The organism is Rhodocytophaga aerolata (assembly GCF_030503435.1).
GTDB classification, from domain to species: Bacteria; Bacteroidota; Bacteroidia; order Cytophagales; family 172606-1; genus Rhodocytophaga; species Rhodocytophaga aerolata.
On the sequence record NZ_JAUKPO010000035.1, the window covers coordinates 1 to 14,772 of the forward strand.

The window sequence follows — 14,772 nt, forward strand, 5'->3', positions numbered from 1 at the left end:
CCTCTGGCCTACTTTTGAATTAATACACTGGCGTATCAATCGACTAATATATACACATCTTTTTGCAAATCCGGATCTAGAAGAATTTGGCTGGTCAAATACTGATGAAAAGCTTCTATGCCTCCCGGGAAGGTGCAATTAAATTCATACACTTTGGTTGGATTTTGCTCTACACTTAAGCCTTGTATATGACTCATGGCTTGCTCATAGGCCTTTTGATTATAGTGAAATTCTTCTAGAAGAATAGAATCTTGTAAAAATAGGAGTGGCAGGGCATACACGATAGGCTCAATGAGTATTTTAATACTTGGTTTATCAGCCGATAGAGCAATCTGTAAAGTTTTATACTTAATAGGGTTCTGTTAAAAGTTTAGTACATTCTTTCCATTTTGTGCAAACAAGTATTTGACTTACAGAAAGTTATACAAAAAATTAATCTATAAACCCAATAAAACCCTAATGGTTAGGGTTTAATCGCTTAGGGTAAATTCCCCGCCACTTGTGGCGATAAATGATCAAATTCTATCAAAATACCCCGCTGCTTGCGGCGGGGAAATTTATTTAGTCAATCCTTTTCTCTTTTTAGCAAATCCCTTTACATCTGCCCCGGCAAACTCAAGAATTTTGTATAAGGTCGGCTGGCTTTTGATGCTGAACATCTTACGAATCTCTTCTGTACTGCGGGTGTTTTTCTCATAGACTTCCCGTACTTCTGGGGCAATGAGTTGGTAGCGCTCATTGAGCCCCTTGGGTCGTCCTCCCCTTCGCCCCCGTGCGCGGGCCGCTTGCAGGCCGGCCGATGTCCGCTCGCGAATGATGTTTCGTTCGTGTTCAGCCAGGATGCACATAAACTGAAAGAACAAGTTGCCGGTCGCGCTGGTGGTATCAATTGACTCACTCAAGGACTTAAGGTTAACGCCTTTCTTTTTTAAGTCTTCGATGAGTTCAATGAGTTGAACCGTGCTTCGACCTAAGCGGTCGAGTTTCCAGACGACAATCGTATCACCGGGCCGTAGGTATTCCATTAACTTAGTGAAGTTAGGCTTGGAGGATTTTACACCCGACACCTTGTCGGTAAAGACCTGCTTACAACCTTCCCCTTTCAAGGCATCGAGTTGCATATCCAGATTCTGCTCCAATGTCGAGACGCGGGCATAGCCAATCTTAGTCATTTGTGTAGGATACTGATCGAGGCTTAGTTATTTACACTTACATTTTTTACATGTCAAGATAAACAATATTTTTGTTAGCCTTGAAGGGCACAACCATTTATTTAAATAAACCTTCCTTTTTGTAAACAGCCCTTTCCGGGTAGATCGACCTTTTTTAGGGGAAGCGGATCATTTGTTTAAGTATTCTCATCTGGAAGACACCATAATAGATAGTATACCTTTTATGTCACGTACACTTCCCATCCTGGACACCGCCGGCCGACTCGAATTTGAACGGCCACCCCGCTTTTCTTACCAACAACGTAAATTCTTTTTTACCCTGCCTTCCTGGGCTGAGCAACTTGCCAAAGGGTTATATTTGGATCATAATCTGCTCGGCTTTATCCTACAGGTAGGTTACTTCCGTGCAAGTGGTCGCTTCTTTGAAAGAGATACTTTTTATCCATCTGATCTGGATTATCTGAAAAGACGCTGGCCTGTTGGCCAAGCCCTCCTTGAACGCTATGCACCGGCGACAATGAGTCGACACCGGAAACTTATTCTGGAAGGCTTCGGTGTGAAACCGTTTCGGGCTGAGCAGCCATTGATGCTGGAACAGGCTATTGCTTTTGCTAAGCGGCAGATGAATCCGGTAGCAGTGTTTAGATCTACGGCCGACTATATCCGTACCCACCGGGTGGAAGTTCCGGCCTATGCAACCCTGGCCCTGCTAGTCACCCAAGCCTTCAAGCGGGTGGATGAGCAGTTAGTTCATTTGATCGAGTTGCATTTAGCTGACAGTGTACGTGGGAAACTGGACGAACTTTTAGAAGTGGAAGGTGCCCTTGAAGGATCGCCCCATAAGCCCTACCGCTTGACGCTGCTTAAGCGGAACCTGGAATTGATGAAGCCCACCGCCATCCGGGCTAATGTGGAGCACTTTATACAGTTGGGCATACTCTATCAAATGCTGCAGCCGATAATTGCTAAACTGCAACTGAGCGATGAGATGATGCACTACTATGCCCGCTTCGTGCTGCGATCTCAGGTCTTCCAAGTGTCCGGGCAGGTTAACCGAAAGTATCTAATGCTGATTAGTTTTATTGTTTACCAGTATTTTAGACTTGGGGATGTGCTCATTGAAACCCTATTACAGGCCGTGCAAACGACCTTAAATGCTGCCCAAAGGGAAGAAAAGGAACGTGTATTTCAACAACATCAGGCGACGGCCAGGTTATTAGAGGAAATCCTGGATGGGGTGATCGACCATGCGGAAGTCATTCAACAAATGGAAGATACGGCATTCTCCTTTGCTAAAACAGCCGATGAGAAGCTGGCCGAACTAGTGAGTTGGTTAGCAAGTGAGCCTGTGCGGCACTTTAAGAGCTTGAAGCCTAAAGCCCAACAGTTGCGCGGCAAGTACCGCAAAGAGCAACCTTATTACCAAGTGCTGGAAGAGCGATCCAGAGCCCTGCAGAACCGCATTTCCGACATCATCCGGTACTTGAACTTTGATATTCCTACTGGCAACAACCTAGAGGAAGCCATTGCCAACTTTAAAAAGAAGGATGGGAACCTGGGTGGGACGCTGCCGGCCGGGTTTCTGGGCAAGCAGGAAGAAAAAGCGTTGGAAGGAGCTTCGGCCAAAGTATCCTTATATAAAGTACTTCTAGCCACACACTTAGCCAAACACATCAAGGCAGGCAAAATTAATCTTCCGGCTTCTTTTCAATATCGGTCTTTTGAAAGCTACTTAATTTCCTCCCCTACCTGGCAGCAGGAGAAGGAATATCTACTGGAAAAGGCTCTTCTTTCTCCTTTTGTTGATTGCAAGTTTTTTCTACAACAGTTGAAGGAACGGTTAACAGAGGCATTCAAACAGACCTTTTCGGGCCTTAATACTGGTACCAATACCTTTGCCCAAAAGCGAAAGGACGGAAAGCCCCGATTTACCACCCTGTCGGTCTCTCCAGGCGAGTTAACCGACATTGAGCTCTTTCCTCAGGACCGCTACATCCCACTTTTCGAGGTGCTGCATACAGTCAACCGCCACTGTGACTTTGTTTCCTGCTTCGAGCATTGGAATCCTAAGCACCGGCGTAATCCACCTTCGGAAAACATATTCTTTGCCGGATTAATGGCCTACGGTTGCAACCTGGGCGTGACCAGGATGGCGCAGACCTCTCGGCATCTTTCAGTGAATACTTTGGAAAATACAGTTAACTGGTACTTCTCGCTGGAAAACCTGCGCAAAGCAAACGATACGCTAGTGGCCTTGATGGGTCGACTTAAAATTGGGGAACTGTTCCGCAAAGCGCCCAACCTGGTGCACTCTTCCAGTGATGGACAGAAATTTTACATTCAGGTGGATTCCATCCATGCCAACTACTCCTATAAATACTTTGGCAAGGAGAAAGGGATTGTGCTCTACAGTTACATTGATGAGAGGCACCGGCTGTTTTTCTCCACTACTTTTAGTGCCTCCGAACGGGAAGCCGGTCACGTTATCGACGGGTTGATGCATAATGAAGTCGTGCAGTCTGACATCCATTCAACCGATACGCACGGATACTCGGAAGTTATCTTTGCCCTGACGCACTTACTTGGGATTGAGTTTGCGCCCCGCATCAAGGAGTTTGTCGAGCAGAATCTGTATCCAATGGAAGGAATGGAGATTGACTCCTTAAATGAATATGTGATCAAGATCGGCTCGCCTATCAATACCGGAATCATTGAAGCCCAATGGGATACGATCCTTAAGATGGTGGCTTCAATCAAACTAAAGCATGTTACGGCTTCCTCTTTGCTGAGAAGGTTAAACTCTTACTCCCAAAAGCATCCCGTCTACCAGGCCCTCAAGGAGTTAGGAAAGGTATTGCGTACATTGTTTCTACTCAAGTATATGGATGACAGCAGTCTACGAAAGCGCATTGATGACCAGCTTGATAAGATCGAAAGTGCGCATCGCTTCGCCCGGGCAGTTTTTTATGCCAACAATGGAGAAATTCAGTTTGCCTCCAAGGAGGAACAGCAAGTCACGGATGCTTGTAAACGCTTCATTCAGAATGCCATTATTTGCTGGAATTACTTGTATCTGACGCAACTGGTAGTGAAAACAGAATCACAAAACCGTTCGACCATCTTAGAAATCATTGCTCGCTCATCGCCTGTCAGCTGGCAGCATATCAACCTACAGGGTGAATTTGATTTCTCAGACGATGCGCTAAAAAATGCTGTACGATTTGATATCGAAAAGATCCTGGAATTGGAATTAGGATAAATTATGCGCGTAATTGGTTGTTAACTAACCGATTAATGATTTAAAATGAAAAGAATGTACTAAACTTTTAACAGAACCCATAATTTGCTAAAGGTCTTCTCCTAGAATGTGAAGGTGATTCATTTGATTAGTATACTTTTGCCCCAATGAAAGCAACCGTAGAAATCGGGAATCCAAAGTTTAACACAGACTTAAAGCTAAAAGGGTTTAAGGTTTATCCCTTAGACCACCCACGTACTGGCCTCACCACCTTTGGCCGCCGGCACTTCTATAAAATCGTACTGAGTATTGGCAAGGCAAGAGTAAACTATGCCAACCGCACGATAGACATGGACGGGGTGTACTTGTTTTTTGTCAATCCGCATGTACCGTATGCAGTTGAAATGCTTGGCGAGCGGCAAACTGGCTATGGCTGTAGCTTTACGGAAAGCTTTATTAAGCCACTGGAACGTTCAGAAAGCTGGCTGAAGTCTTCTTTTTTTAACGTGAGTGGAACCCCTGCTTTCCGGCTCAACGAGGCGCAACAAGCCACTATCGCCGGCATATTTGAGAGGATGATAGCCGAGAAATCATCAAGCTATCTCTATAAAGATGAACTGATGCGTACTTATATACAACTCCTCATTCATGAAGCCTTGCGTATGGGACCGGCTGAACATGTTTCACAGTTTAACAGTGCTTCTTTACGAATAACTACCTCCTTTCTGGAACTGCTTGAGCGGCAATTTCCGGTAGAAAACCACTATTCACCTTTAATGCTTAAAACGGTAGGGGATTATGCAGACCGCTTGTCCGTTCATGTCAACTATCTGAACCGCTCCGTTAGGGAAGTAACCGGGCAATCTACTACGGCACATATTGGGCGGCGGGTAACGGCCGAGGCAATTACCATGCTGCAACATACCGATTGGCCTACCGCCCACATTGCTTACGCACTTGGGTTCGAGTATCCTAACTATTTTAATAAATTTTTCAAGAAGATGACTGGCAAGGTCCCTAAAGCTTACCGTAGCCGGTAAGTTTGAAATGTATACTTTTTGGTTCGAATGGTATACCTTTTTGGCACAGGGCTTTTATATTTTTGTATTTCCATATTTTGTCCCAAAGGACGATTATTTGGTGAACTGAAATATAACGTAGTAAAACAACCAGCTAGATGAAAAAACGAAAATTAGGCAATAGCGGACCCGAAGTATCGACCATAGGATTAGGCTGTATGGGGATGAGTTTTGGTTACGGAAACGTAGTTGACAAGCGTGATATGATTAAACTCATACATCAAGCCGTAGAAAGAGGAATCACCTTTTTTGATACGGCAGAGATGTATGGTCCTTATACTAATGAAACTTTAGTGGGGGAGGCGTTAGCTCCCTTGCGAGACAAAGTAGTAATTGCTACCAAGTTTGGGTTCGAGTTCGATCCGCAGACCAACGAAAACAAGGGTTTCAACAGCAGGCCCGAACATATCCGGAAGGCAGTTGAAGGTTCGCTGAAACGGCTAAAAACGGATTACATTGACCTCTATTTTCAGCACCGGGTAGATCCGGCTGTACCCATTGAAGAAGTAGCAGGCTCGGTAAAAGAGCTGATTGAAGCCGGTAAGGTGAAATACTTTGGCTTATCAGCGGCCGATGCAAGCACCATTCGCAAAGCCCACGCCGTGCAGCCCCTTTCAGCCCTGCAGAGTGAATATTCCCTTTGGGTGCGAGACCTCGAAGACAGCATTTTCCCCACACTAGAGGAATTAGGTATCGGCTTTGTGCCTAATGGCCCCTTAGGCCATGGCTTTCTTACCGGTACGATCAATGCAGATACAGAGTTTAAGGATAACGATACCAGAAGCAGACTTCCTCGTTTCTCTGTGGAAAACCGGAATGCAAATGGGGAGCTTGTTTCTTCATTGACCACATTCGCACAACAGAAGGGAATCACGCCTGCACAACTTGCCCTGGCCTGGGTGTTGCATCAAAAGCCCTGGATAGCTCCCATTCCCGGTACTACAAAACCCAACCGTCTGGAAGAAAATATAGCTGCTACCCGAATTGATCTTTCCACAAACGATCTTGCTCAAATACAAAGCATCTTATCTTCTGTCACTATTTCGGTTGAACGCTAAACAATGGTTTGTTGAGAAGCTGATGTTATTTAAAGTAAGCATATGGTAAGCTAGTAAGGTTGCCCATATGCTTATTTGGCTTTGCTGTAATTTCATCTTGGTTGAGGGGTGGGGCCGTGGAATACTTAGAGGGAGGGGAGGGACTATGCAATAATCCACGTATGACTTGATAAACAGCCTATGAGTGGTAGCCAAAAAGTGATGAATGGGCTTATACAAAAAGCAATTTCTCATTCCAGAAAAAGAGGCACACCTGTTCTGGAATTTACTAGTTATATTTCTGCCGTAGACAGTGCGGAATAGATTAGTCATCGCCTGGGTTAGCGGGTTTATTAGTAATCACTTTTTCGCGCATTTGGCTCATAAATGCATCCCGGTACGATTGTCCAATGGGAAGATGTTCATTTGTGAATTCTAAATGCACCCTATTTCCGTTGATCATCTGCAGGAAGGGAAGGGCAATGATGAAGGATTTGTGGATACGTACAAAACGATCCCGGGATAACTTTTCCTCTAAACCACTAATAGTCAGCAGGGCCATTACCGGATCACTATTCCGGATATGAAAGCGTACGTACTTTCCCATTCCTTCAATGTAAATAATATCGTTTATCTTGATCCTCAGTAACTTTCCCTTATACTCAGTCTTGACCAGTATATAATCTTCGGTTTCTTTTGCGGGAGCCGTAATCACCTCTTGTGCACGCTGAGCAGCCTTATAGAACCGGGAGAAAACGATGGGCTTTAACAGATAGTCCACCACGTTGTGTTCAAATCCCTGGAGGGCATATTCCCGGAAGGCAGTGGTCAGAATGACTTTACACTTACCGTTGAGCAGCTGCATAAATTCCAGTCCAGTCATTCCCGGCATTTGAATATCCAAAAAAAGCAGGTGTATCTCTTTAGAGTTCAATAGCTCCAGTGCTTTGATAGGATCAGTGGCGGCACCCACCAGTTTTAAAAAGGGTGTTTGTTCTATATGCAACTTGAGCAGTTCTATGGCATGCTCTTCATCGTCCAGTATGATACAGTTAATCATGGTTGGTCAGGTTGATGTGTATTTTAGTTAAATAGTGGGTCTCATTTTCCTGGATAATAAATGATTGCTTATCGCCATACATTAACTGCAAACGCTGCTGCACATTACTCAATCCAATACCCTTGGAAGGCTCTTTGAGACCCCTTTTCTTTTTATTGCAGACAGAGAAATAAATGTTGCTCCGGGTTACTTCCAGTTTGATGCTGACCCTGTTTTTTTCGTCAGTGAGGTCTCCGTGTTTAAAAGCATTTTCGACAAGTGTAATCAGTACCAGTGTAGGTACGTAAGCGTTGTTTAGCACCTCCTCTTTTTGTTCAATGTATTCATCATAATTAATATGGAGCTTATTGTTAAAGCGGATCTGGTTCATTTCAATCACTTTTTTCATTTGGCTGATTTCAAGCGCTAAGGGCACTTTGCCCAGTTCTCCCCACTCTTCCAGGGCATAACTCATAATTTCTGAGAGCAGGTGCACGGCATGAGCAGCTTCCGGATTCCCTTTAACGGTTTTGGTATAGATAAAACTCAGCGAGTTAAATAAGAAATGCGGGTTGATCTGGTATTTAATGGCCGAAAGCTCTGCATTTAACTTCTGCTTTTCCAGTTCACCCTCACGCTTAAGCGCATCGTTTGATTCTATCCAGGTGGCAATAAAATAAGATATGACAGCCATTAATAAACCCATTCCGAAGTCAACTATAATAAAAGTGCCCGGAGAAAAATGGTCTCTTATAGCCGGTGGTACATTCCCTATTTTGAAATTCCATATATACTCGTATAGCGTGATGAGTAGGAGGAAGGGCAGGAATTGAAGCAGGATTTTCTTCCGGTTCCCAGTTCTGATCAACGGGATAGATAGCCTGAAAATGAGGATATAATAAATGATTGCACCTTTAATAATGGTATGTGCCTGTTGGCCATAAAAGTGACCAGGTGACTCATACGGCTCAATAACCGAACTTACTCCCTGAAGTGAAAGAGCCGTTAAAGTAACAGCCACCCACCAGGCAGTGTAAATACCCAAAACCAGAAGTACTTTTTTCCATTCCTTTTCTATTGATGCTAACATTTGATGAGAACTTATATGGTTAATGCGCTGGTGTCCCCCGGGAAGACTCTGTACTTTGTTTTCTTTAAATCCTGTAATCCTCAAGAGGCTACGTTAATAAGGCTATAAAACTGTGTCTGCCTTATTGCTAGATTATATGTACAATGTAATTTAGTGTATAACGCCTTATTGGTAAAATTTAATTCTCCAACAGCCTTTTTGTAGTAACGAAAGCTGAAATGATCGTAGTTAATCTTATCACTGACTTTAATTAAAGGGAGATTTACCGGGTAAGGATTTAGCATATCGGCTATATTATGCCTTTCTTAATGGCCGCTTAATTCTGTCACTAAGTTTAATAATAACCTGGCTAGCTATTTTGTAGAAGGCTTGTGGTAATCAATTTATCCGTTTATCAGTAGTAGATTTTTTTCTTACCGCTGGGTTGATATTGCTGGTTATAAACGTTCCTCCAACACCAAATGACTACTCTGTTTGCCAACTAGAAGCAATAAGGTTGATTACAATCATTTTGTCGTTGGTTACCACAAAACAGTGGTTGACGAATAATATTTTACTTACAGAGAAATTCAGACTACCCTTGCATGGCAAATGAACATATACATCTGATACAAGCCCGCTCTATTTATATACAATGATATATTTTCTTTCATGACTAATGCTATTTAACATAAAATCACTTCAGCAAAACTTGGGGTTAAAGTTTCTGCTATTCTGTTTTTGGACTGTATTAGTCCTTACTATTACTACTCCGGCAAAAGGCCAACTGCTTCCGGGCGACACAACAGAAAGCACACCCGCAGCAGTACCTTCCTGGCCAGAAGACTCGCTTGGCAGACGTACTCCCCGCGGAGCCGTGGAAGGTTTTATACAGGCAGTTGCTAACAACAATTACAACAAGGCTGCCCAATACCTGAGTCTCAACCCACTCTCACAGGACACCCTTGATGGGGGAGTACTGGCAATGGCTATGCAGCGTCTGTTGGACCAGAGCGGCAACCTATACGCGTATACCTTCATAAGTGATGAACCGGCAGGTAAAATGAATGACGGACTGGCACCAAACCTGGAGCAGGTAGGCACCGCCACGGTCAGGGGCAAACATTTGAACTTTTGCTGGAGATGACAAAAGGCCCGGATGGAGGACCTGTCTGGAAGTTCTCCTCCCAAACGGTGCAACGCGTGCCTATAGTTGCCGAAGAGGAGGCGGTGATTCCCCTGGTTAACAAAGTCACCCCTGCGGCGCTTGAAGAAAAAAAGGTGTCCGGCGTATCGGTAGGCCACTGGCTGTCTGTTCTGCTGTTAGCAGTTGCAGCCTATTTGTTGGCGTGGATATGCACGCGCCTGCTCTTTTTCCTGGTCGCTCTCTTCTGGCGCAAAGCCAGGAGGGAACCCGCGGCGGGGATCGTAAAGGCCTTTGCCTTACCTCTGAGAATGTACCTCGCCGTATCGGTATTCGTGGTTAGCAGTCAGCAGGCGGGTATCTCCATCCTTTTGCGGCAGCGCTTCGCGCCCATCACGGTAGTGGTAGCAGTAGCGGCAGTGCTGCTGCTGGTCTGGCGGCTTATCGATGTAGTGACCCAGTTTAGTGAGAGGCGTATGACCTACCGCAAAAACATGGCAGGCGTGATTGCAGTGTTATTTGTCCGCCGCAGCGTCAAAATAGCACTGATGGTACTGGGACTGATCATCTTACTTGGTTCCTTAGGCTTTGATGTCAGTACCGGTATAGCTGCATTAGGTATCGGTGGGATCGCACTGGCTTTGGGGGCCCAGAAAACGGTGGAAAATTTTTTGGGAAGCGTAACCCTCATTGCTGATCAACCCATTAGGGTTGGAGATTTCTGTAAAATAGGCGAGGTTGTGGGAACAGTGGAGCAGATTGGCATGCTTTCTACCCGTATACGCACGTTAGCACGTACCTTAGTCACAGTTCCCAACCGGGAGCTTTCATCTCTTCAGATTGAAAACTATTCACACCGGGATCGTTTCTGGTTCCACCCCACGTTTGGCCTGCGCTTTGAAACTACGCCCGACCAGCTTCGATATCTCCTGGTAGAGCTTCGCGAAGTGCTGTACGCTCATCCGAAGGTAGATCCTAACCCGGCGCGCATACGCTTTACTGAAATCGGTGCCGATTCCCTAAACCTGGAGATTTTCGCCTATGTGAACGCCATTGACTTTAATCAGTTCCTAGAGGTACAGGAGGATTTATACTTGCGCATGATGGATGTAATAGAGGACAGCGGTACTGGCTTTGCCTTTCCATCGCAGACGCTTTACGTTGCCCGTGACAAGGGACTGTCTGAAGAAAAGACGGCTGCAGTTGAAAAGCAGGTGCGCAAGTGGCGGGAAAACAGCAATGACTAAAATGCTACTGGTGATTACAGTAAGTTATAAGGGCAATTGCCGGTATTTTATCGTTGGTTCCCACAATAAGGCTGTTGGTGAATCATATTTTACTTACAGGGTGATACAGGCTAACCTTGCATCACAAATAAACTGTACCACTAAAAAACATACATTGCCATGAACCTAAACAAAAGCACCAACACAGCGCACCTTACAGACGACCAGCAAGCGCTGCTCCAGGCTCCACAGCCATTGCCGGTTTACCATTCCGGATGCCCTGGGTAGCAAGCTCACTGTTCAAATGCCGGAAAAGAACAGATTGCTCCTGCGGAGCTTATGTGCGGTGGTGACCATCTGAGCCCTCACAATGATTTCTATCCCGCTTTATTTGTGACTTACCTCCTGAGCAAACTGGTAGCCGCGCTTAAAGCTAACTTCATCGGGCTACCCTAAAGGAATACTACCCTATACCATACCATTTAAAAACTTACATGACATGAAAACAACCATGTTCACTACCTCATACGTGCTCTTTCTGCTGGGTTTTCCTCTTTTGCCCTTTACGTCTGCACCGAAAGTACAAAAAGATAAAACTTTACTGCTCAAAAGACAAGGAAAAGCAAGAGAGATTACCGCTTTCGGAGACGCGGATGTATGGTTTATGCACACCGTCGAAAACGCAAAGGATAAGTTTAAGAAAAGCAATACCCATAAAAAAGAGGAATTTGCCGGTGGCTGTACGCGGTTGCTCAATGAACTTGTTACATTACCTGCTCAGCTGGCTGATTACCGGGAACAGACGGTGGCAGTGATGCCCATATTTTATAACGGGGAAGGCACCGGAAGCCGCGCCGATGGCACCAAATACAAATTACAAAAAGAAGCTTATAACTACCTGCGTAAAGAAGCCAGGGAACTTAAACTACAAGACCCATATGAAACCAATGCCCTGCTGCTGCATAATGGCGTAGAAGATGATAACTTCCGCAACTACACCAGTGCCGAACTGGCTGGGATGCTGGGTGTGGAATACATCATTACAGGCACCATAACCCGGGAAAAGAGCAACAGCAGTACCTTCTCCAACGCAGGTTCTAAAGAACATACAAAGGTAGAGGCAGGAAAGAACCGCCATTTTGACATTAAGGAGAAAAGGCAGTCCGGCAGCTACAGTACTACTACTATCGCTATCAAAACCAGTGTGGAGTTGTCTGTGTGCAACATCCGGGGGGAAAATATCTTTCATCAATCCAAAGAATCTATGTTCTCTACGGTGGATGCCTATAAAAACTCTCTGCGTTACCTGCTCCAGCGCACACCAGTGTATAGAAGATAAATACATCTTTTGTCCAAAATTTATTGCTTTATCATTTGGCATAACTGTAAAATCCTGCCTATTCCTATGTAAAGTAAACAGCGGCGGGCTTAAAGCCAGCTCTATCTGGCTATTCTAAAGTAAAATCAATTTATATCATATCCACTATAAAATTCACAATTATGAAAAAACTTATGTTTTTGTTACCCTTTTTCTTACTCTCTTTTCATTTGATGGCACAATCACCGGTAACCATCGGACCCAAAGTCGCCTATAATTTTAATAAACTATCTGACTCAAATAAAGGGTCTGACATAGATTATGCCTACGCCAGAACTTGGTCATACGGACTATTCTTCAGGGGTAGTTTCGGAAAGTTTTATCTGCAGCCGGAAGCCTACTTTAATACCAAGGGAAGTAACCTTGAGATTAAAAGTGACCCTTTAAATCCTTCTACCCAGAATATATCTGGCCAAGTAAGGTTAACTTCCCTGGATGTACCCCTGCTGCTGGGATATAAAATAGTGGGAGGAAATGAATCTCTGTCAAATTTTCGTGTATTTACCGGGCCTGTGGCATCCTTTATTCTAAAGGAGAGGAGAAATGATTTAAACCTGCTTTCCAGGGACAGCTATAGTTTCAATAAATACAACATAGGTGTACAGGCGGGCATAGGCTTCGATGTAGGCTTCCTGACGTTTGATGCCCGTTATGAAACAGGCTTAAACCGGATCAATTCCAATTTTAACCAGCGGGCCAACTCAATCCAGCTTAGCCTGGGAATCAAGCTGCTCTGATTAATCAGATCTTTCAACATAGGGTAGAAGCTGTCGTGAAAAGATGGCCTCTACACGCTTTTAAATAAATCATTGCTGAGCTGAAGACCATACAGTCCGGCAATTTCTAAAGTCGCAGATTGACACTTTTTTTGCTGACTTCCAGAAAAGGTTCTGACAGGCAAACAAACCAGCAACCATACAACCAGTAAGTACCCTTTGCTTTTATTAGATGCAGCCATAAGCACATGCGAAACTCTACATCCACGATTTAACTACATCTTTCATTGATTTGGTTAATTTAAAGATATCCTATCGGGCCATCTTTGTTTCATTATTTAATCACAAAAAATAAAGAACGATGAAAACAAAGAAAGTATGGTTTGTAACAGGAGCTTCCAAAGGATTGGGACTTACATTGGTGAAAAAGCTCCTAGCCGAAAATTACCGGGTGGCGGCTACTTCCCGCTCGGTTCAATCATTAACCAATGAGCTGGGGGAGTTGACGGATGATTTTCTACCGCTGGAAATGAATTTAACAGACAATGAAAATGTAAAGCTGGCTATTGCCAAAACCTTTAATCACTTCGGGAAAATTGATGTACTGGTGAATAATGCAGGTTATGCATTAATCGGAACTTTGGAAGAGCTTTCTGAGAAAGAGGTATTAAGCAGCTTTGAGGTAAATGTATTAGGCTCTCTACATGTTATTCGGAATATAGCACCACATTTCCGTAAGCAAAATGCAGGGCATATCTTCAATATTTCCTCTATAGGCGGCTACATTGGGAGTTTTCCCGGCTTTGGTATTTACTGCGCTACAAAATTTGCTGTAGCCGGTTTTACAGAAGCTTTAGCCGAAGAGATGAAAGCATTTAACATCCATACCACACTGGTATATCCGGGTTATTTCAGAACTAATTTCTTATCGAAAGGATCTGTGCAAACAGCTTTGAATCCCATAGCAGACTATAAAGCTGCCCGTGAGATGGAACAGGCACATCTGAAAGAAATCAACGGAAATCAACCGAATGACCCGGAGAAAGCAGCAGATGTGCTAATTGCATTAAGCAATGCAGAACAGCCCCCTGTTCACTTTTTTATGGGGAAAGATGCCTATCAGTATGCAAAGCTGAAGATCGGCCTTATTCAAACATCGATGGCGCAATATGAGGTGCTTGCCAAATCAACAGATATTTCAAACACTTAAATACTAAAACAATGAACAATAAAACTGAACTAACAGTACTGATTACAGGAGTTAGCTTAGGAATGGGGCTTCATATTGCACAAACTTTAGCATTACAAGGGCACAAGGTTTATACAGGAATCAGAGACCCAAAGGGGAGAAATGTTCATAAGTCAGAGACACTTCAAGAATACCTGTTTACCAGTAACTCAAATACTATGCAATCAACTATCGAAGATACAAAAGAATACATTGGCATGTGGGTGACCAAAGATGGTAATATCCGTCACGAATTATTGCCCAACAACCGCTACGATGAAGCGAGAGGCAAGCGCAAGAGTGCCTATCAAGGCGCTTATACAGTTACAGGGAATCATATATATTATAAAGATGATACCGGTTTTACCGCAGATGGTGAATTCAAAGAGGGCGTACTTTACCACGCAGGAATGATTCTCTACAAGGAAGAATAATATAGTAATTTA

The 14,772-nt window shown here is 44.1% G+C and carries 14 protein-coding genes; 10 read left to right on the plus strand and 4 right to left on the minus strand.

The genetic code is table 11. The features are described from left to right. Positions 1–35 precede the first annotated feature (35 nt). Together Q0590_RS30770 and Q0590_RS30775 are read right to left on the minus strand one after the other, a co-directional pair. Positions 36–197, minus strand: a complete 162-nt coding sequence (locus Q0590_RS30770; RefSeq protein WP_302041498.1) for a hypothetical protein — start codon at positions 195–197, stop codon at positions 36–38. Between the two features lie 360 nt (positions 198–557). Next, positions 558–1,172, minus strand: a complete 615-nt coding sequence (locus Q0590_RS30775) for a recombinase family protein (protein WP_302041499.1) — start codon at positions 1,170–1,172, stop codon at positions 558–560. 223 nt (positions 1,173–1,395) lie between these two features. Between Q0590_RS30775 and Q0590_RS30780 the strand changes: the two genes are divergently transcribed. From Q0590_RS30780 to Q0590_RS30795, 4 genes are all read left to right on the plus strand, one after another. Then, positions 1,396–4,431 carry a Tn3 family transposase gene (locus tag Q0590_RS30780; protein WP_302041500.1) on the plus strand — a complete coding sequence of 1,012 codons (3,036 nt, stop codon included), beginning with the start codon at positions 1,396–1,398 and terminating at the stop codon, positions 4,429–4,431. Between the two features lie 146 nt (positions 4,432–4,577). After that, a complete protein-coding gene (locus Q0590_RS30785) occupies positions 4,578–5,450 on the plus strand; it encodes a helix-turn-helix domain-containing protein (RefSeq protein WP_302041501.1) in 873 nt (290 codons plus the stop codon). Positions 5,451–5,587: 137 nt separating this feature from the next. Next, complete coding sequence (locus tag Q0590_RS30790; protein ID WP_302041502.1) at positions 5,588–6,547, plus strand: aldo/keto reductase; 960 nt, start codon at positions 5,588–5,590, stop codon at positions 6,545–6,547. Between the two features lie 180 nt (positions 6,548–6,727). Beyond that, positions 6,728–6,850: a hypothetical protein gene (locus Q0590_RS30795; protein ID WP_302041503.1), complete on the plus strand. Its 123-nt coding sequence runs from the start codon at positions 6,728–6,730 to the stop codon at positions 6,848–6,850. A 1-nt stretch (position 6,851) separates the two neighbouring features. Here Q0590_RS30795 and Q0590_RS30800 read toward each other — a convergent pair whose 3' ends face one another. Both Q0590_RS30800 and Q0590_RS30805 read right to left on the minus strand, forming a co-directional pair. After that, on the minus strand, positions 6,852–7,586 hold the full coding sequence (locus Q0590_RS30800; RefSeq protein WP_302041504.1) for a LytR/AlgR family response regulator transcription factor: 735 nt from the start codon (positions 7,584–7,586) through the stop codon (positions 6,852–6,854). Continuing rightward, entirely contained in the window at positions 7,579–8,655 is a 1,077-nt protein-coding gene (locus Q0590_RS30805) for a sensor histidine kinase (RefSeq protein WP_302041505.1), read from the minus strand. Before Q0590_RS30805 ends, Q0590_RS30800 begins: the two co-directional genes overlap by 8 nt. A gap of 658 nt (positions 8,656–9,313) precedes the next feature. Between Q0590_RS30805 and Q0590_RS30810 the strand changes: the two genes are divergently transcribed. The 6 genes from Q0590_RS30810 to Q0590_RS30835 all read left to right on the plus strand — a co-directional run bounded on the left by Q0590_RS30810 (position 9,314) and on the right by Q0590_RS30835 (position 14,760). Beyond that, complete coding sequence (locus tag Q0590_RS30810; RefSeq protein WP_302041506.1) at positions 9,314–9,781, plus strand: hypothetical protein; 468 nt, start codon at positions 9,314–9,316, stop codon at positions 9,779–9,781. Next, positions 9,778–11,025, plus strand: a complete 1,248-nt coding sequence (locus Q0590_RS30815; RefSeq protein ID WP_302041557.1) for a mechanosensitive ion channel family protein — start codon at positions 9,778–9,780, stop codon at positions 11,023–11,025. The genes Q0590_RS30810 and Q0590_RS30815 overlap by 4 nt, the downstream gene beginning before the upstream one ends. 478 nt (positions 11,026–11,503) lie before the next feature. Next, positions 11,504–12,343 (plus strand): hypothetical protein, encoded by an 840-nt coding sequence (locus Q0590_RS30820; RefSeq protein ID WP_302041507.1) that lies wholly within the window; start codon positions 11,504–11,506, stop codon positions 12,341–12,343. Between the two features lie 161 nt (positions 12,344–12,504). Beyond that, positions 12,505–13,119, plus strand: coding sequence for a porin family protein (locus Q0590_RS30825; RefSeq protein ID WP_302041508.1), 615 nt, complete (start codon positions 12,505–12,507; stop codon positions 13,117–13,119). A gap of 340 nt (positions 13,120–13,459) precedes the next feature. Continuing rightward, positions 13,460–14,308, plus strand: coding sequence for an SDR family oxidoreductase (locus Q0590_RS30830; RefSeq protein ID WP_302041509.1), 849 nt, complete (start codon positions 13,460–13,462; stop codon positions 14,306–14,308). An 11-nt stretch (positions 14,309–14,319) separates the two neighbouring features. Further along, entirely contained in the window at positions 14,320–14,760 is a 441-nt protein-coding gene (locus Q0590_RS30835) for an Atu4866 domain-containing protein (protein WP_302041510.1), read from the plus strand. Positions 14,761–14,772 lie beyond the last annotated feature (12 nt).

Excerpts from the sequence above, each read along its gene's own strand:
- Q0590_RS30770 (WP_302041498.1), bottom strand. The coding sequence starts at position 197 with ATGAGTCATATACAAGGCTTAAGTGTAGAGCAAAATCCAACCAAAGTG.
- Q0590_RS30775 (WP_302041499.1), bottom strand. The coding sequence starts at position 1,172 with ATGACTAAGATTGGCTATGCCCGCGTCTCGACATTGGAGCAGAATCTG.
- Q0590_RS30780 (WP_302041500.1), top strand. The coding sequence starts at position 1,396 with ATGTCACGTACACTTCCCATCCTGGACACCGCCGGCCGACTCGAATTT.
- Q0590_RS30785 (WP_302041501.1), top strand. The coding sequence starts at position 4,578 with ATGAAAGCAACCGTAGAAATCGGGAATCCAAAGTTTAACACAGACTTA.
- Q0590_RS30790 (WP_302041502.1), top strand. The coding sequence starts at position 5,588 with ATGAAAAAACGAAAATTAGGCAATAGCGGACCCGAAGTATCGACCATA.
- Q0590_RS30795 (WP_302041503.1), top strand. The coding sequence starts at position 6,728 with ATGAGTGGTAGCCAAAAAGTGATGAATGGGCTTATACAAAAAGCAATT.
- Q0590_RS30800 (WP_302041504.1), bottom strand. The coding sequence starts at position 7,586 with ATGATTAACTGTATCATACTGGACGATGAAGAGCATGCCATAGAACTG.
- Q0590_RS30805 (WP_302041505.1), bottom strand. The coding sequence starts at position 8,655 with ATGTTAGCATCAATAGAAAAGGAATGGAAAAAAGTACTTCTGGTTTTG.
- Q0590_RS30810 (WP_302041506.1), top strand. The coding sequence starts at position 9,314 with ATGCTATTTAACATAAAATCACTTCAGCAAAACTTGGGGTTAAAGTTT.
- Q0590_RS30815 (WP_302041557.1), top strand. The coding sequence starts at position 9,778 with ATGACAAAAGGCCCGGATGGAGGACCTGTCTGGAAGTTCTCCTCCCAA.
- Q0590_RS30820 (WP_302041507.1), top strand. The coding sequence starts at position 11,504 with ATGAAAACAACCATGTTCACTACCTCATACGTGCTCTTTCTGCTGGGT.
- Q0590_RS30825 (WP_302041508.1), top strand. The coding sequence starts at position 12,505 with ATGAAAAAACTTATGTTTTTGTTACCCTTTTTCTTACTCTCTTTTCAT.
- Q0590_RS30830 (WP_302041509.1), top strand. The coding sequence starts at position 13,460 with ATGAAAACAAAGAAAGTATGGTTTGTAACAGGAGCTTCCAAAGGATTG.
- Q0590_RS30835 (WP_302041510.1), top strand. The coding sequence starts at position 14,320 with ATGAACAATAAAACTGAACTAACAGTACTGATTACAGGAGTTAGCTTA.